Genomic DNA, 17,141 nt, shown 5'->3' with positions numbered 1-17,141 from the left:
TTATGTCCGTTGACCTAAGGTCCGGACTTTCAACTCAAATCACTCATCTTCAGAGCCATCTACCAGCTCAGACTGCAAATACTTGTCAGCAGCAATCTGAACTGTGCGCGCGATACCGATAGAAAGGCCGGTCTTTTGCGCTACCTCTTCCGCCGAGTCAGCAATGATATCTCCGATGGTTCCGTACCCGGCATCAGCTAGGGCATGAGCCGTTGCTTCGCCGACACCAATGAGACGTTGGAACAACTTGAGGCGATCCCCCCGAGCACTGTCAACTTCCACTTCCTTGGTCTGCACTGGAGCTTTGGTAGGCTCGGCGGCAGCATGAGCCAGCAGCTCGGATTCCTCGTCGTGTTCGTCCCTAACTGGAACGATCTCACGACCAGACTCCCTAGCTATTCTGGTTGCCTCTTCGATCACTTTGTCCGCATCTGCCTCCTCCATATTGAGGAGACGCTGCAGCGTCCTGGAGCTCAAAGCAGCAACATCAGCGGGCGACTTAACTCCCTCGTTCACAAGAATTTCCGCCCTCATAGGGCCGATCCCTGCAATGTTCGCCACAGATATCTTGGCACCCACGAGCTCTTGCTCCAGCTTGCCTTCGCTCTTGATATCAAGGCGCCACCCGGTCAACTGCGCTGCCAAGCGCACGTTTTGGCCGCGCTTACCAATGGCAAGTGACAGCTGGTCATCAGCAACGATGACTTCCATACTGTGATTTGCCTCATCGACGATTACTTTGCTGACGACAGCTGGCGCCAGGGCATTACACACAAGACGAGCTGGGTCTTTGTCCCAAGGTACGATGTCGATTTTCTCACCGTTGAGCTCCTGCACGACCGCTTGAACACGGGCGCCCTTCATACCGACACACGCTCCCACAGGGTCCACCGATGGATCGCGAGAGTAAACGGCAATTTTGGAGCGGTGACCTGGGTCACGCGCCGCACTCTCAATAGTCACGATACCGTCATAAATCTCGGTAACATGCTGCTCAAAAAGCCTGACCAAGAAGCCTGGATGAGCCCTGGACATAACGATCTGCGGCCCACGCGACGATCTCTTGACCTCGAGGACGTACCCTGTGATGCGATCCTTGACGCGGTAGCGTTCAGTTGGCATTTGCTCACGATAGGGAATGACGGCCTCAGTACGACCGAGATCCACGATGATGTCATGTCGCTCAAAGCGCCGCACATGCCCACTAAGAATTTCGCCCGTACGGTCTTTGAACTCGTCGTAAATCTGAGCGCGCTCAGCATCGCGCACTTTTTGTACAATAATCTGTTTTGCGGATTGAGCGGCAATCCGCCCGAAACTTGCCGTATCGATCTTGATTCCAAGCGCATCGCCAACCCCGGCCTCTGGATCCAGGCGGTGAGCCTCAGGCACCGAGATCTCGCGCACTTTATCTTCAACATCTTGGACTACGGTACGAAATTGAAAGAGTTCGATTTCGTTACTATCCTCGTTGTAGTGAGCCTCTAAATCGGCAGTCGCACCGTAATCCCGCCGCGCAGCGTGCAATACAGCCTGCTCCAGCGCGTCGATGATAACGGCTTTGTCCAAATTCTTATCGCGACTTACCACATTGATTACTCGGGTAAGATCGCTATCTAACTCGTTTGCTTCTGTCACTGCGGCCATGCTGTTCGATCCTTCCTCACTTATTCAACCAACGAGCGGTCTGATTAACTATCGCCCCAGTCATATAGCAGACTGGCACGCTGCAACAATTCCAGGGAGAAAGACCAATCTCCCTGCTCAGTTTGCATGGTTACCAACCCACCGTTATCGTCTCTCACCTCAGCCAGGATACCCTTACCCTGCCTGCGTTCGTTACACTTCTCTCTCAGCTTAACCTCAGCCCTACGCCCTAAATTTGCGCGGAAATGCTCAACGCGCCGCAGAGGCCTCTCCACCCCTGGCGAACTAACCTCGAGGACGTAATGACCAGGCACCATATCGTCTAAGGCTGCGCATTCGTGGAGCAAACGCGTTGCACTCACGCAACCATCTAAATTCATTCCGATTTCGTCGGACGCGCGCTCGACAAACAGGCGCAGGATCCGCTCGTGACCAAGCCATTCCGCCTCAATGCAATCAAACCCAGACGGATTCAATTGCCCGTTGACTAATGTAATGACGTTGTCGAGTTTGATGCGATCCACGCTCTACCTTGTCCTAGCCACGCACGATTGAGAAAGACCAAACAAAAAAGGCCAGATGCAATCCAATAACCAAATGGAAATCAGACGCCTGGGCCTGCAGGTCAGTGAATTCTCAGGGAAATTCACTTTAGATACAAGCACACTGAGGAACGTCATCGTGGTATCATAAAAAAACATAGATTTCAACTAAAGATATTTCTAAGCCCCGCCGAAACTACTGATTGGAGAGGACTTTGGCAGGGTGGTTATGGGCTTACTAAATCACATGAAATCAGCTTTTGCGAAACTCAAAGACCGCGATGCAGCGACGGTCAAGGCCCTTTCCGCTATCGAGCGCGAGGGCCGCCTGCACATGCGCGTACCAATCCCTAACGCGCTAAACGGTATTGTCAATTTGATGGACTCCGGACAATCGGGCCGACTCAACAACCTCAGTTACGGTGGTCTGGCCACGACTATCGACGACCACACCTTAAGCCTAGCTACTGGCAAAGAATACGATCTGCAGCTCAGTCTTCTTGAGTCCAGCATCCAGCTCAAAGCACGACTCATACGAGCTACGATGCTTGCATCCACACAGACGCAACTGGCATTCTCCTTGGTTCACGCCGAAGCCGCTAGCCTTATATTTCTTCGTGATTATATTGAGCCCCTGCGCGAGGGCCGATCGATGCTCCTGATTCCTACGGAGGTCAGAAAAGATCGTTACCAAGGATCCGAGTGGCACTGTTTCCGAGGCGATCGCGCGAGCGACCTAATTTTGCGCCTGGTTCCAGATGGCAGAGCCTTGGCAGAGCTACTACTTACCTTCCCGTGGCAAGAGGGTTACTGCCAGGTAATTTACCAGGACGGCCGGCTAGCTACCGGCGTAATTAGCGGCCCCACTAGCTCAACTGAACTCGGCACAGCATTGGCCAGGTCGTCCGTAAACCCAGATCCAGCCATCACCCGCGCGGCCCTCTGTATCATGGCAAGTGTACCGGGTACCTATGACACCTTGCTTGCGCCGATCTTCACGCATCTGCACGCCGCTAGCATAAAGTAGTTTTAGCCCCCCGAGACATGGTCAGCGTTTTTTTTTGGTGACCGACGGGAAATCTGATAATGCTACACGCCATGAACGCCAGTCGCACAAAACAAACGAAAAAATGGGACCAGCTCGTCAAATTGGCGCGGTCCAGCCATAGCAAAAAAGCGTGGGATCTCATCCTGGATACCTGGGGGGAGCGGCTTGCCCACTGCAGTTTATCGCGCCCTCTGGAGGAAGTCTTCGGCCAACTCGCGCGTGACCCACAGAGCCTGAATTATAATCCTGCAATCTGGGGATGTCTGCTTCGCGGCTCCTTGTCGGCCTGGAACCCCCAACTGGGCCTTGAGATTCATAATTTTTCGAAACGCATCCACTCGCCACAAGTAAGTATACCCGCCGCCCAGCTGTATCTCGAAAGTGGTCGCTCAGATTTAGCAAGGGAGACGGCAACACGCGCCTTGCGGCTGAAGAATCTTAGCCAGTTAGATCAGCTGCAGCTCTCGCTAATCATCGCCGTTAGCCACGCTGAGGAGGGCCGCGGCGATAAAGCCATGCGGCAGCTTCAGGCCATCCAAGCGGACCTAGGGCCATTCTCTGCCCCGGAAGAAACCTATGGCGACGTCACTTGCAATCTTGGCCGCATTCACTTTTTCCTTGGGAATTATAGCGAAGCTGCGCGTCATTACGCCTCTGCCACAGCGCAGTATCGCGAGGCACGCAATTGGGAGGCGGTTGCTAAGACCATTTTCAATACCGCCATTTGTCATTTAAGCGGGGAAAACCCGAATCGTCAGGAAGCCTTCACTTTCATGGCGGAGTGCCGCCGTATTGCTGAGTCAGAAGACCTACCGGGTCCGTTGGCCCATTGTGAAGCGAGCCTGGGAGTCGACGCGTTTGAGCGCGGTAACTACACGATAGCCCGCGAGCATCTGCGTAGAGCGCTTGCATTTTTACCCGGACGCGACTTTGGCTATTGTCGACTGCGTATCATTTCGACCCTTGCCGATACTTACTTGGCCGTGGGACGCGTCGATCTGGCAACTAAGTTCGGACTTGAGGCTTTAGACATCGCCGCGAAAGACCCAGGGGTCCGCCGCCATATGAGGCATCTTGCTTTAAAAGCAGAGCTCTTTTGGGAGTCGGGAGACGTCGAGGAAAGTCAGTCCGTGTTAATCAATGCTGGCGTTCCCCATACGTCTCACGGGGTCTCCACCATTGACGAGATCACAGCTCTATCGAGATACTATCTTCAATCATCGCTGGTAAATACCGACCTCCCTATAGCCAAATCGCAATTAAAACCCACGCTAGCGCGGAACAAACACTTTTACCTAGAATACATTTACGCACTAGGAGAGCTTGCTCTAGCCGGCGGTGATTTACGCGAAGCCCAAGTACATTTTAACACCTGCTACGCTCAGGGGCTTGCGCACGGTCTCGCCCCTCAGACAGCAAACGGTCTTTTTGGCCAAATAAAACTGGCCCTGCACGAGCATCGATGCAAGGAGGCAGAATCTCGCCTGACCGAGTTTCGCATGCTCACGCAACATTTGGGCCAAACTCCTCGCAATGCCCATGTCATGATGATCGAAGCAGCAATCGCTTACCAGACTGGTCAATTCGCACAATGTCGTAAATTGCTACGAGCCATGCAAAAATTATCACGCATTCATTTTGCTGATAGGTTCGCACTAGGCGCATGGGAAGCCACTCTCAACGGCCATGCTCCAAGACTACAGCTGTTGTGGCAGCAAAATTTATTGGCTAGATACACAAGAGCCTTTTTTGCTCCCTATCTAGAGCGTCTGGATGACCGCAACTTCCTTGTGAGCGGTCATTATGAAGTAAGCCTGGAGCGCCACTCGTCACTCGCGGACATGCTGGACTATCTGCTAAATAAAAGTAATTTCTGCGCTTCAAGCGCCGAGATTCAGACCAAAGTTTGGCGCCAAAGTCTAGGCTCACAGGGCTGGCAGCAAAAAATCCGCAACAGCATCATGAGACTCCGCGATTTGTTTCCTTATACTGTCGCACCTCTGATGATCCACGGGGATCAGATCTCTCTGTTCGCTGAGGCCATTTCGCTTCGTCCAGGCCGGAGACAAGGTGTCGTACCTGCGTCTGAAATTGTCCGCTTGTTGGACGATGCTCCGATGTCAAGCAATGAGCTCGCCAAGCGTCTAGAGCTCTCACCAGCTACAACTAAACGAATCCTCAAAAAACTCGTTTCAGCCCACTCCATAGCGGCCATCAAGCATGGGCGCAGCGTCTACTATAAATCAAGCCCTGATCACGGCAGCATGCCACCCTGAATCCAAAGCTCAAAGTCGCCAATCTCCTTGGCGGTGTTGCCCCCAGTCAGCGGCATCGTTTGCGCCTTCATCCGCACCAAAGATCGCGCTGCGCCTAGCTTTGCCGATGCAAAATCCGTCAGCACTGGAGGCGTACCACCAACGCGATGGCAACTGTTGCATTTAGCCTGAAGGTAGGGCGCGATCACGGCAGCATAGCTCACGGGAGTATTCGGTGGGGCAGCAGATGGACCAGACGTCGGGCCAGGGCCCGGAAATGTACCTGCCCCCGGGACCGCGGTCACAGGACCTGGCGCCGGGGCGGGGGATGGTTTTTTACAATTGGCGACTGTGTTGATCTGCGTTGCAGGCACAGTCGTCGCTTGTCCTGTCGATGCTTGCGAGCCCGAACCTGGAGCCACGGCTACGCCATCCTTTGCTGGCATTTGACCGTCTACCCAAGCTGAGAACAGTGCCTTCTCCGGCTCGCTCATCACCACCGGCTTGACCGGCATGGAGCCCCTAATAATTGCGGCTTTGGACGCCGCAGCGGCGCTCTTCACTTGCTCATAGGTCGCTAAATAGGGAGGCTGTTTGGGTTCCGTGTGGCACGAGACACAGTACTTCGCCATCAGGCCCTGGATCTGCACTTCGTACCCGGGCACGGGATCGGCGAGCTTCAGGCACGGTTGGGAGCCACCGATCGAACCCTCTGCGCCCACCGCCAGTCGGCGATCACCTTCAAGCGGCGCCGGGCTGCATGCCTCTATGGCTGTCAAACACAAACTCCCGATCGAGACTAAGCCCAGTAGCCGCAAGATAGCTGCCTTGGTGCGCATGGTGATCTCCGGTCGGGTGTTCACTTCCCGACACACATTGTTGGTATGTGTATCGGCCTTTTTGAGACAAAACTTTAGTATCGATGTCAGCCAGTGTTTCCACTAAAAGTACAATGATTCTGGCTTTTTAGAACCCGCCGCGCCGCGGCCAGATATAGCTTATTACATTGTAATTTTTTGCCGTGCTTTGGCATTTTTTGTGTTCACTTTGTCTATATACAGGATTCATATTTTGATGGTAGCGTCCGCCTACAAACCGAAAAGTAGGGTAAAAAAACCCGCGTTTTACAGTGTTTTGACCTAAGCACGAGGATACTGATCTATGCCGCGGTTCTTCAGACTGTTGGTTCTTCCATGGTGCCTTGTCGTTGCGACCAGTGGATTCGCCGCCAAGAAAGCGGCTTTCGTGGCCGATCGCTCGGAATTCGTATCGCGAGCCGGCGATACTTTCATGCTAAAGGGGCGCCCCTTTTATTTTCAGGGTACTAACTTCTATCGTCTCAGTCTGATCGAGCGCCACGCCGAGACTGAGGTTTACGATATTATGCGACAACTAGCGGCATCGGGCATGAAAGTGGTGCGTATCTGGGGCTTTTCCTGCGGTGACAGCAATGCTCAGGCCATGCTCAAGACAGTATCCAAAACATCGGCTGTATATGACGAGATCGCTCTGCGCCGCCTTGATCTAGCCATCGATGCTGCACGGAGTGCTAATCTGAAAGTAATTATTCCGCTGGTCAACTACCAAAAGGAATACTGTCCCATGTCTTGGTGGGTCAACAACGTGATTGGCGAAGACGACCCAAATCTTTTCTATTCGGATCCGGATGTCCGCGAAGCATTTAAGCGACACGTGGGCCGCATGCTATCTCGCGCCAATACTGCCTATCTCAATAAACGCGGTGAGAATACGACCTACGCTAATGACCCAACGATCATGGCGATCGAACTAGCAAACGAGCCCCATACCGAGGACTGGTATGAATCTGACCGCGGCATGCAACCTGGTGACATGCTCTACGATTGGCTCGGTTTTATGTCTGACTTCATACGTACCGTTGACCCGAACCATTTGATCGCTTCGGGCGAAGAGGGCTACAAACGTGAGCCACATTCAAAAGCTCAGGTTGATCGGCATTGGTGGCTTTCTGACGGCTCCAAAGGTGCCGATTATGAGCGCAACTTGACGCTGCCAAATATTGACTTCGCGACGGTCCACGCCTACCCGACTCACTGGATGATTTCGACAGATGATATTGACTGGTTTAGTGAGGAGTTTTTGGCAGATCGAGCGCGCATAGCTCACAAACTAAACAAGCCAGTCGTTTTAGAAGAGATCGGTATCAGCGATATAGAAAATCCCTATCTAGGATACACCAAAGAGCCACACAAGTGGCTTGAAGTACTACTCGGTGCAGCAAACAAAGCCGGCTACAATGGGACGATGATTTGGCAATTGGTGCCCACCGGATCGGAAGAGGGAGAGTTCATCTATGACTTCCGTTCCCCGACCGCGGCGGTGGTTTTTAAACAAGCTGAGCATATGAACAAAAAAATGTCGCCGACTAGGCCACGGGCCTACTCCGCCCTATAAGTAACCCCTGTGTAATTAGCTAAACAACGGTCGCCACACTCACTAGGCCAGTCGAACACGTAAACGCGTCCCTGATTTATGAGCTGATCGTTTGCATCATAAACGCGAATGCGGTACGGCGCCTGTGCGCCACCAGGTAACTGAAAAACCTGGCCGTTATCCGACACCATTTGGCCGAGCTGCCACCGGCCGTCGACCCAAGCTTCAACACCGTGAATGCCATTTTCCAGGTGCGTAATCACTAGAGGAATCCACAGCCTTTGTGCATCCCTGGCGAGTCCAATCTTGATATCACCAGAATAATTTGGTGCCGCTATATACTCCCAGTGCACGCGACGATTTCCCCATTTACTTGGTAAATCGGCCATCGTCTCACCGTTCTTCTTGAACTGCGTTAGGGATGCTGTCGCCAAATCCAGATGGTGAGCGTCATCGCGACACCAGGCGTTGCCGTCATGACAACTATCCGCGACGATCATGTCGAGGGTAGCCCCGTTAAATTGATCGGTAACCCATGGGGAGTCACCGGCACTATGGCAGAAACCCGCATGCGGAGCGCCATTGTTATTTCCTGTGCAGTAGTCACCAATGGTCACACGAATCCATCGACCACAGTTGCGTCCATTTTCAAATGCTCCCATGATTTGGCTCTGATGGCTTGGTAACGGACGAGATTGACCCTCGCTATAATCACCGGGAGAGTGTTGTACGTTCAAAGCTACGAAGTTTTGGGTTTCGAGCCGATGTTGGGGTACGCCGCAGCCTCCGGCGAGCTCTCCCAACCCGTCAAAATGCGTGGCGTTGCCACTAAACGGACCGCTGCCATAAGTGATTTGATTTTGCTGCTGGGTTTGTTCACTCGGTGGGTGTTGACGCTGCGCTCCAGCCCTTGCGATGGAGTGCTGACAAGCCAGAAACAACGTCACTAAACCAATGACCTGATTGAATAAACTAGTACGCATCACAGTCTCCTCTTGAGCATTTAGTCGAGGCATCGTCTAAGGATTGGTCATGATTTTGGCGTTGCTGACCATGATTTATACAAATCATTTAAGATCGATGCGATCGCCGGCAGGACTGCATGTAAACACCTAAGATACCATGCAATTTATATTGCCGCCTCGACTGACTAAACAAATAATTTTTGGCACGCTTGCTGCAGCATCTAGAAGTGCGTGAGTTCCTCCTTACCTCCTGTATAGTGAGCCGATTCGCCTTAGCGGCATGAATCGGCTCACATTTTTTTGTGCGATTTAAAGCTACGCGCATCATAGCGCGTAGATCGCACTCAGGCTAGTAAATGACTCACAGGCGGATGATTTCTGTACTCACTCGATTCTTGGTCGAGTTTTCGTCTAGAACACGCGGTATCTCTGCTCTAAGCGCTGCTGCCCTGCGCAGTGGATCTGGATGACTGCTCAACATTTCTGGAGGTGCACCGCCTAATGCTGCCATGCGCTCCCATAATGTGACCGCCTCGTTCGGATCATATCCAGCACGAACCATATATTTCAGGCCTATGGTGTCGGCCTCCGTTTCTTGTGCTCGGCTATAAGGTAACACGACACCAAACTTGGCACCTAAACCAAGCGCAGCCATCACGTAAGGCTTTGTCTGAGAATCACCAAGGAGCTTTTGTACCGAGACCAGAACTCCACTGACCAATATCTCCTGGCTCATACGCTCGCCGGAATGACGCGCAACTGCATGACCAATTTCATGGCCCAAAATTGCTGCCAATCCAGCATTGGTCTTTGCAACGGGAAGGATACCCGTATAGACCCCGACCTTTCCGCCAGGCAAACAAAAAGCGTTGACCTCTTTGCTGTTGAAAAGCGTGAAATCCCAATCAAACTTCTTGCCACTAGCATCAGCAACCCTAATGGCCACAGTCCGCAGCATTTGGTTGAGCTCGTTGCTACGCTCAATCGGCTCACTAGCCTTCAACTCTGTGTATGCACTGAGCCCTAGTTGATTCATGTAAGCATCCGGCAGCGGAGCCAAACGACGTCGGTTGGTTTCCTCTGTCGTTACGCATGAGACCGCTACCCAAGTGCCACAGAAAACTGCTAGCACAACAGCCAATTTGTGACCGAGTCCTAGACGGTGCACTAAGTGACGCTTCAACCTAGACGTCCTTCACTGCATCATTTGCCATGGGTTGTAAGACGTAGTCTTTAACCCGTAGTAAGACACGTAGGCGAAGAGAGCAGCAAATACCGCGCCAATCAAAAGGATCCCAAACATTGCTGGCGATGCCCAGGGCTGACGATTGCTGGAATGATTGTGATGATGCTCACCCATTGGCGGCTCCTTTCCCGATCTCAGAGGACGTAAGATTATACTATGCTGCCTCTCCAGCATACTACGGAATTTTACTCTACGCTCGTAACTACATCGATTGCCTTGGCTCTCCCCAAGAGCTATCAATGCCATAGCGACTAGCGGGTTAGCAGCGCGTGCGCATTAGGACTAATCCAGGAACCTCAGCACATAAGGTCGCACGCCACAGAGCCTAAGTCCCCACGCCTTGCCCGACTCCGCGGTCGATTGACCACCCTTGCGACGGAGTTAAGTCATGAAAATCATCAATTTGCTTGGCTATTTTCTGGTTTCTTCGGTGCTCTCGTGTGGATCCAACGGCCAACATCCACCGACGCTCAGGGAGGCGTGGAATGCGGCTAACGACCCCCTGCTTCTCGGAGGGCAATTCGACCGGACTTTTGGCGGACTACCCCTAAATGGTCAGCTCGATTTGAGGCCTTGGACTGACTCATACTGGCCGAGTTATATGGGAGGGATTTCTCAAAGATGGCGTGCAACTCTGTCGGCTGATGAACAATTTACCTATACACCTCCGACGAGAGACCAAGTTGCCGCTATGAATTTGGCCGACCTTGCCGACCTATCTCCTGCCGAGAAGTACGATATTTTGATGGATCGCTTTGATTACCCAACGGTCAAACGTGAACGAGAAAGAGTCAGTCCAACAAATGCTACCTGGGAGGGCATGTGCCATGGCTGGGCGGCGGCGTCCTTAAACTTCAAAGAGCCTCGATCATTAGCAGCCCGTAGCCCAAGTGGAATCAATGTTCCATTCGCATCTTCGGATGTTAAGGCTCTCCTGAGTTATTACCAAGGAGACATTGCTTACGCGCCTTCGCGCCTGTTAGGCCTTCGCTGCGATGTAGACTTAGTCAAAAATCCAAGCGCCATCCGCTACCATCCAGAATGTCGTGGTATCAATGCCGGCGCACTCCATGTCGCTCTTACGAATCTTGTTGGTCGCAGGAAGGTGGGTTTCGTGGCTGAGGTGGCTCGCGGCTACGAAGTTTGGAATCAGCCAGTATACGCGTTTAGCGGTGTGATACTGCGCGAGCAAGCCCCCAGTCCCAAAGCTGCCGAAGGCACGATGCGGGAGTTGGTTGTGAGCATGAAAATGAGCTATGCGATCGAGGTGGAACCGCAATGGAACGCCTTAAACGACAGCGACTACTGGTATGGAATTGCCGCAAGGTACGAATACACGCTGGAGCTGGATGGCCGCGGCAAAATCATTGGTGGTGCTTGGCTCTCAACCGATCGCCCCGATTTCATTTGGACGCAGGAACCGCCTGTTTTTGCGGGATACTACCAAAGACTAGGTGAACTATATCAGTTGTCACTCAATGGCGCACCACTGCCTGATCCAAGAGTAGCGGCGTTGCTTTAAGGGTGGCCACAAGGACGCGGGCATTTGCGCGCGTCCTAGCCACACTAGATCTCGACCTTATCTTTCTGCTTCGGCTGACTTGCCTGTCTGAGGGCATAAGTGAGCTTTGGATCATTAGGAATGTTTTTCAATCCAACCTGAAATAAAGCCAACGCATCGGCCACTTGCTCACGCTTCATGTAGAGGTTACCAAGTCTATAATAGGCATCGCCGAAGGTGGGATCGTTCTTTATCGCGGCCTGATAAAAACGAATAGCGTCTGCATCCTTCCTCTGCCAGCGAGCCATATCGCCGAGATAATAATAGGGCTCCGCTAAATTTGGATTAATCCCCAGTGCCCTATTGAAACTCTGCTGGGCCTCCCGATACTGCCGGAGATTAAACTGACTGACGCCGATATTCTTGAGTATCTCAGCATCATTTTTCTTAAGTGTAAGTGCAGAACTCAAGTAACTCATCGCCTTGGCATGTTCTTTGCGGCCCGTATGGATAACCCCAAGATTTTTATAAACTTCAAAAGATGGCTGTCCGTAAGTAAGCACACGCTCGTAACAAGTCTTTGACTCGTTGAGCAGGCCTTTTGCAAAATAAATATCACCGAGCTGCCGGTTAGCCTCACCGTGATTGGGAAAAATCTCCAAAGCCTGACGCAGGTGGTTCAACGCAAGGTCGGGTTGATTGGTGTTAAAAAGCGCTTTACCGAGTAAAGCTTGAGCCTCAGCCGTCTCTGGTGATTTTTGTCCTTGATCTACTACTTGGGTCAAGTAAGGGATCGCTAGGTCAAATTGCTGATTATGGGCGAAAAGTATACCCAACTGTCTAAGCGATTCGAAGTCCTTGGGGTTTTCTTTAACAGCCTCTTGAAATTCAACAAGAGCTTTATCCTTTGCACCCTTAGCCAGGTGTACTTCACCGAGGTACCTATGAACACCACGCAGCCCAGGGTTTAATTGCAGAGCCTTCGTGTAATAGGCAGCGGCTTGCTCTGGCGTCCCCTGCAGTCTCTCGATGTCGGCAAGATTTGAGTAAACCGACGCATCGATCAGATGGGACGATAACGCGGCGCGGTAGTGTTCTCGCGCCGCACTTGAGTCACCAGCCTTGAAAGCTCGATTCCCGAGCATGAGGTGTGCTATGGGACTACCGGGACTCACATTTAAAGCGAATGGCCAAAGTGAATCATCGCTACGCCACTGAGAAATGTCTCTCTTGCTCAACCAAGCGCACGTTCCAATCAAACCCACGATCACTAGCGAAGCAAAGGCACGACGGGACTTAGATATGAAGAAAGCTAAGCCGAGCGCCGGAGCCATCAGTGCTAAATATGCATATTGGTTGGCAACAGTAGAGTTTGCTTGAGCAGAAAAATAAACTAAGCCAGACACCGGTAGCAACAACGTGACAAAGATCACCACCGCTGCCTGGTACCAGCTCTGCTGACTACCGCGACGAGGTGCTGCTAGTAGGTAAAGCCCGACTGGAAGTAGCCATAAAACATAAGACCACCAATGTGTCATCACGGTCATTGGTGAGCGCCCATAATCGGGCCCGATGTTGATCGGCATTAGGAATTTGGCCATATAGAAAACCAAGGTATCACCGGAGACCACCAGCCGACTCCAAAATGGCAGCAACTGACGAAGACTCTCGGTCTCCTGCGAAAATATCTCCCAAACAGCAGCCGGCACAACAATAGCCCACCAAAGTCCGATACGCCACGAGCTCGGTTTGGCCACGTAAAGAGTTGTTTGTTTGGGCAGAAGTCGCAACATGGTTGCAGCTACACCCGGAATCACAACATAAGCGGGGTGACAAAGAACCGCTAGGATCAGACACAGGGTCCCGAACCAATAGAAACGCCGCCCCTTTGAACTTTTATGACCATGACGTAAAGCAAGGGCATGGTGCACGAACTGGCTGATCGCCAGTAGAGAAAAAGTGCCTCCCAATAAAATTGCAAACGCACTTAAATAAGCCACAGCTTCGGTTTGAATCGGATGCACCGCAAACAACGCACTCGCAAGGAATGCCGCCCATTCACTCTGTACAAAGGTGTTCAAAAGGAAAAAGAGCAAGATCACATTGAATAGGTGAACACCGAGACTGAGCGTATGCAGCTTGGTATCTAAATCTTTAGATCCGGAAAGACGTGCTACACCCTGCCATACCGTGGCTGGCACAGGGGCAAAACGGTGGTGCAATTCCGGTTGCCACAACTGTTTCAGCGTTTGGGCCTGGGCATCACCTTGCGATCCAAGTTCAATGCCTGCAGAGGTGAGAGACTCAGGATCTTGCCAAATCAGCCCCCCTCTTTGCACTTGGTAAAATACGGCCGCCGCCAAAGCAAGCAATAGAGTCACAGATAGAAGCTTGCGCAAGAGAATCACCCCCTGGCATGTAAATGGAACGATGCCTTTTACTACCACAATTTGGGCCATCTGCCCACATGGTACCTAAGGGTCGATAGTTTTAATCTCCACTACTCTAGTTATCACCGCGCAAACGCACGGAAAAGGTGCTTCCAGTTCCTACCACACTTTCCACATGAACCTCACCACCCATAGCAGAAATCAGGTGCTTGACTATTGAGAGTCCAAGCCCTGTGCCTCCAAGATCCCTCGACCGAGCTTTATCAACCCTATAGAATCTTTCAAAGATTCTATGGAGATGCTCAGCGGGAATGCCAATCCCGGTATCCGACACGGTGAGTTTGCCCCAAATGCCCCGACTGGCGAGAGAAACAACAATTTTCCCACCCTCGGGCGTATACTTGATAGCATTCGTCAAAAGGTTATCGACAACTTGGGTCATAGCCTCGCGGTCACCCATGACCCTAACGGGGGACGCCGGAATCTCAGCTTTTATGCGCAGATGCTTCTTCTGCATAGCATCCTCGTTGCGAGCCAGAACCGATGTTACGACCTCGCTCCAATCTATAGCTTGAAGCTTGAGCGAGCCCTCAGTCGCCTCGATCTTGGCTAAACTCAAGAGATCCTGCACGAGATTAGTCAAACGCTCGGCGTTACGTTCGATTTTCTCTAAAAATCGCAGACTATTGACGGGGTCTTGCACAGCCCCACTAAGCAGAGTTTCGACGTATCCCTTAATTGAGGTGAGTGGAGTTTTAATCTCATGCGATACATTGGCGACGAAATCGCGGCGGACAGTCTCAAGTCTCTGTAGCTCACTAATTTTGCTCGTCAGCTCTGAACCGAGACGATTAAGGGTGTCCCCGAGCCGACCGACCTCATCATGGGTAATGGTACGAACCCTTTCGGAATACTTGCCGCCTCGCATAGCCTCAGCAACCTGCACCATTTCCCAAATTGGGATCGAAACCCTTTGCGCCAGAGTCCAGCCAAGTCCTAGGGCAAGCAAAGCACCGACTGCCGTCACTGCAGCGAGTGTGAGTAACAAGTCGCGCATCTCATAGTCAATCCGATCAGTACTGAGCGAGATCCTGGCAATACCTACCCTTTGACCAACGACATCAAATACTGCCTTAGCAACGTAAGTGACTCGTTGCTGGGCAGTGCCACTGCGACGTTCCGCCCATCCATAGTCACTAGTGAGAGCGAGTTGCACCTCTGGTCGTCCCCAATGGTTCTCCATGTGCGCCACATCGAATTCAGAGTCGGCTACGACGTCACCACCCTCTTTAATCAAAGTAATTCGCGTGTGCGATGCCTTGCCCAACACGGCAAGAAACTGAGAAGGATTAGCAGTGCCCTCACTTAAAAGCCGCTGTGCTTCTGGCACTATGAGTTCGAGCTTCTCCTTCAGGTTGTCCTGAATGGTCGCTCGTAGGCTCGTGCGGACCTTGATAAACACTATACCGCTAACCAGTAGCGTGGTACCCAAAAACAGCACGGCAAAAGCCGAATAGTTCTTCCAAAAGAAGCGCGATCTAAATGCGCTTAGTCGCGGCATTTGTAGCCAACTCCGCGCACAGTCATAATAAATTCCGCTTCGTCACCAAGTTTTTTACGAATAGCTCTGATGTGGACGTCGACGTTACGATCGATGACGAAGGTTTCGCCACCGGTAAACTTCTCAATCAACTGTTCCCGAGTAAAAACGATTCCAGGGCGTGAGATCAGGGTAGCCAGCAAACGGTACTCGGCTAGAGTCAGAGCCAAAGGTTGCCCGTGGCAGTATGCCTCGTGTCTGGCGGCATCAATGGTGACCGGCCCGACCGTCAATCTGTCATCAGGCTGATCCTCGCCACGGCTTTCGGGTGAAGGACGACGTAAAACCGCACGTATTCGCGCGACCAATTCCCGCGGACTAAACGGCTTCGTCACGTAATCATCGGCACCCATCTCAAGCCCGACCACGACATCGCTCTCCTCGCCCTTGGCCGTGAGCATAACGATACGCGTGTCTTTAGTCAGACTGTCAGTCCGAAGACGGCGACAAACGCTCAAACCATCGAGACTCGGCAGCATGAGGTCTAGGATGATCAAATCAGGACGCACTTGACGCGCCAGATTAAATCCAGCCTCGCCGTCAGCGCTCGTGTATACTTTAAATCCTTCCCGCTCGAGATTGTATTGAACTAGTTCGGAAATATCGGAGTCGTCTTCGATGAGCAGAATGCGCTCATTATTCATTGCAGCCACCGCCACTTTTTTAGGAAAAACCTCTGTCTCTGCAGCAATGTTCATCCAATACTCCATCAGTGAACGAGTAAATTTAGTGCCTAATTGCCCACGACTACCCAAAGCGACCTGACACATAATCACGCGTCAACTCTTGCCTTGGAGTTTCAAAAACCTCGTCCGTTGGCCCGTATTCGATCAATTCACCCTGATACATAAATGCGGTGTAATCCGATACACGTCGGGCCTGCTGCATGTTATGCGTCACTATAATGATCGTAAACCGATCCTTGAGCTCTAATAGCAAGTTCTCAATCTTGAGAGTTGATGAGGGATCCAAGGCGGAACACGGTTCATCCATGAGAATAACGTCGGGGTCCATTGCAATGGCTCGCGCAATGCAAAGACGTTGCTGCTGTCCACCTGACAACGCTAAGCCACTCTCATCCAATTTGCCTGCAACTTCGTCCCACAAGGCCGCACGGCGCAGCGAGGTCTCAACCAACTCATCGTAGTTGCCCTGAAAACCATTAATTTTTGGGCCCCAAGTGATATTTTTACGAATTGAAGTTGGGAAGGGGTTTGGCTTCTGAAACACCATGCCAATTTGGCGTCGAATCAAAACAGGATCAGCCGCGGGTTCATAAATATTGTGACCACGGAAGAGGATTTCCCCAGAAACTTTAGCGCCGGTCACGAAATCGTTCATGCGGTTGATGCTTCGCAGCAGCGTACTCTTGCCGCAACCAGATGGCCCAATCAGCGCTACAATGGTGTGCTCGGGTACCTTTAAAGTCACATCGAGCACGGCACGTCGCGCCCCATAGGCTATGTTCACGTCTCGGGCCTCGATCGCATACGGCGGACTTGGCTCAAACGGTCTCCGCTCGCCCATTTTATCTT

13 protein-coding genes are annotated in these 17,141 nt (G+C 52.0%); 4 read left to right on the top strand and 9 right to left on the bottom strand.

Translation table 11 applies throughout. From position 1 onward, the window contains the following. Positions 1–39: 39 nt before the first annotated feature. Positions 40–1,647, bottom strand: coding sequence for a transcription termination/antitermination protein NusA (nusA, locus tag FJ146_00675; protein ID MBM4250468.1), 1,608 nt, complete (start codon positions 1,645–1,647; stop codon positions 40–42). A gap of 44 nt (positions 1,648–1,691) precedes the next feature. After that, positions 1,692–2,171 carry a hypothetical protein gene (locus tag FJ146_00670; protein MBM4250467.1) on the bottom strand — a complete coding sequence of 160 codons (480 nt, stop codon included), beginning with the start codon at positions 2,169–2,171 and terminating at the stop codon, positions 1,692–1,694. 247 nt (positions 2,172–2,418) lie between these two features. Between FJ146_00670 and FJ146_00665 the strand changes: the two genes are divergently transcribed. Together FJ146_00665 and FJ146_00660 are read left to right on the top strand one after the other, a co-directional pair. Further along, a complete protein-coding gene (locus FJ146_00665) occupies positions 2,419–3,216 on the top strand; it encodes a PilZ domain-containing protein (GenBank protein ID MBM4250466.1) in 798 nt (265 codons plus the stop codon). A gap of 59 nt (positions 3,217–3,275) precedes the next feature. After that, positions 3,276–5,513 carry a tetratricopeptide repeat protein gene (locus FJ146_00660; GenBank protein MBM4250465.1) on the top strand — a complete coding sequence of 746 codons (2,238 nt, stop codon included), beginning with the start codon at positions 3,276–3,278 and terminating at the stop codon, positions 5,511–5,513. Here the strand turns inward: FJ146_00660 and FJ146_00655 are convergent. Next, positions 5,492–6,331, bottom strand: a complete 840-nt coding sequence (locus FJ146_00655; GenBank protein MBM4250464.1) for a hypothetical protein — start codon at positions 6,329–6,331, stop codon at positions 5,492–5,494. The two genes, FJ146_00660 and FJ146_00655, sit on opposite strands and share 22 nt — an antisense overlap. Before the next feature lie 322 nt (positions 6,332–6,653). On the opposite strand from FJ146_00655, the gene FJ146_00650 reads away from it, so the two are divergent. Beyond that, the gene (locus FJ146_00650; GenBank protein ID MBM4250463.1) at positions 6,654–7,925 is read left to right on the top strand and encodes a hypothetical protein; all 1,272 of its coding nucleotides are present in this window, start codon (positions 6,654–6,656) and stop codon (positions 7,923–7,925) included. On the opposite strand, the gene FJ146_00645 is transcribed toward FJ146_00650, so the two are convergent. Beyond that, positions 7,910–8,887 (bottom strand): hypothetical protein, encoded by a 978-nt coding sequence (locus tag FJ146_00645; GenBank protein ID MBM4250462.1) that lies wholly within the window; start codon positions 8,885–8,887, stop codon positions 7,910–7,912. The genes FJ146_00650 and FJ146_00645 overlap by 16 nt on opposite strands. A 343-nt stretch (positions 8,888–9,230) precedes the next feature. After that, positions 9,231–10,052 (bottom strand): M48 family metallopeptidase, encoded by an 822-nt coding sequence (locus FJ146_00640; GenBank protein MBM4250461.1) that lies wholly within the window; start codon positions 10,050–10,052, stop codon positions 9,231–9,233. A 451-nt stretch (positions 10,053–10,503) separates the two neighbouring features. On the opposite strand from FJ146_00640, the gene FJ146_00635 reads away from it, so the two are divergent. Further along, positions 10,504–11,637, top strand: coding sequence for a hypothetical protein (locus FJ146_00635; GenBank protein MBM4250460.1), 1,134 nt, complete (start codon positions 10,504–10,506; stop codon positions 11,635–11,637). Positions 11,638–11,681: 44 nt separating this feature from the next. Here the strand turns inward: FJ146_00635 and FJ146_00630 are convergent, their stop codons facing one another. From FJ146_00630 to pstB, 4 genes are all read right to left on the bottom strand, one after another. Next, the gene (locus FJ146_00630) at positions 11,682–14,075 is read right to left on the bottom strand and encodes a tetratricopeptide repeat protein (GenBank protein ID MBM4250459.1); all 2,394 of its coding nucleotides are present in this window, start codon (positions 14,073–14,075) and stop codon (positions 11,682–11,684) included. A 46-nt stretch (positions 14,076–14,121) separates the two neighbouring features. After that, complete coding sequence (locus tag FJ146_00625) at positions 14,122–15,567, bottom strand: HAMP domain-containing protein (GenBank protein ID MBM4250458.1); 1,446 nt, start codon at positions 15,565–15,567, stop codon at positions 14,122–14,124. Then, positions 15,555–16,250 (bottom strand): response regulator transcription factor, encoded by a 696-nt coding sequence (locus tag FJ146_00620; GenBank protein MBM4250457.1) that lies wholly within the window; start codon positions 16,248–16,250, stop codon positions 15,555–15,557. Before FJ146_00620 ends, FJ146_00625 begins: the two co-directional genes overlap by 13 nt. Before the next feature lie 103 nt (positions 16,251–16,353). After that, positions 16,354–17,133 carry a phosphate ABC transporter ATP-binding protein gene (pstB, locus tag FJ146_00615; GenBank protein ID MBM4250456.1) on the bottom strand — a complete coding sequence of 260 codons (780 nt, stop codon included), beginning with the start codon at positions 17,131–17,133 and terminating at the stop codon, positions 16,354–16,356. Between the last annotated feature and the right edge of the window lie 8 nt (positions 17,134–17,141).

This window comes from Deltaproteobacteria bacterium, assembly GCA_016874735.1.
Taxonomy (GTDB): Bacteria; Bdellovibrionota_B; Oligoflexia; order Oligoflexales; family CAIYRB01; genus CAIYRB01.
The sequence above is the reverse complement of the archived record's forward strand: the minus strand, read 5'-3'. Positions and strand labels throughout refer to the sequence as shown.

Bases quoted from the DNA above. Each gene is read 5' to 3' on its own strand.
- nusA (MBM4250468.1), bottom strand. From the start codon at position 1,647: ATGGCCGCAGTGACAGAAGCAAACGAGTTAGATAGCGATCTTACCCGA.
- FJ146_00665 (MBM4250466.1), top strand. From the start codon at position 2,419: ATGGGCTTACTAAATCACATGAAATCAGCTTTTGCGAAACTCAAAGAC.
- FJ146_00660 (MBM4250465.1), top strand. From the start codon at position 3,276: ATGCTACACGCCATGAACGCCAGTCGCACAAAACAAACGAAAAAATGG.
- FJ146_00655 (MBM4250464.1), bottom strand. From the start codon at position 6,331: ATGCGCACCAAGGCAGCTATCTTGCGGCTACTGGGCTTAGTCTCGATC.
- FJ146_00650 (MBM4250463.1), top strand. From the start codon at position 6,654: ATGCCGCGGTTCTTCAGACTGTTGGTTCTTCCATGGTGCCTTGTCGTT.
- FJ146_00645 (MBM4250462.1), bottom strand. From the start codon at position 8,887: ATGCGTACTAGTTTATTCAATCAGGTCATTGGTTTAGTGACGTTGTTT.
- FJ146_00635 (MBM4250460.1), top strand. From the start codon at position 10,504: ATGAAAATCATCAATTTGCTTGGCTATTTTCTGGTTTCTTCGGTGCTC.
- FJ146_00630 (MBM4250459.1), bottom strand. From the start codon at position 14,075: ATGGCCCAAATTGTGGTAGTAAAAGGCATCGTTCCATTTACATGCCAG.
- FJ146_00625 (MBM4250458.1), bottom strand. From the start codon at position 15,567: ATGCCGCGACTAAGCGCATTTAGATCGCGCTTCTTTTGGAAGAACTAT.
- FJ146_00620 (MBM4250457.1), bottom strand. From the start codon at position 16,250: ATGAATAATGAGCGCATTCTGCTCATCGAAGACGACTCCGATATTTCC.
- pstB (MBM4250456.1), bottom strand. From the start codon at position 17,133: ATGGGCGAGCGGAGACCGTTTGAGCCAAGTCCGCCGTATGCGATCGAG.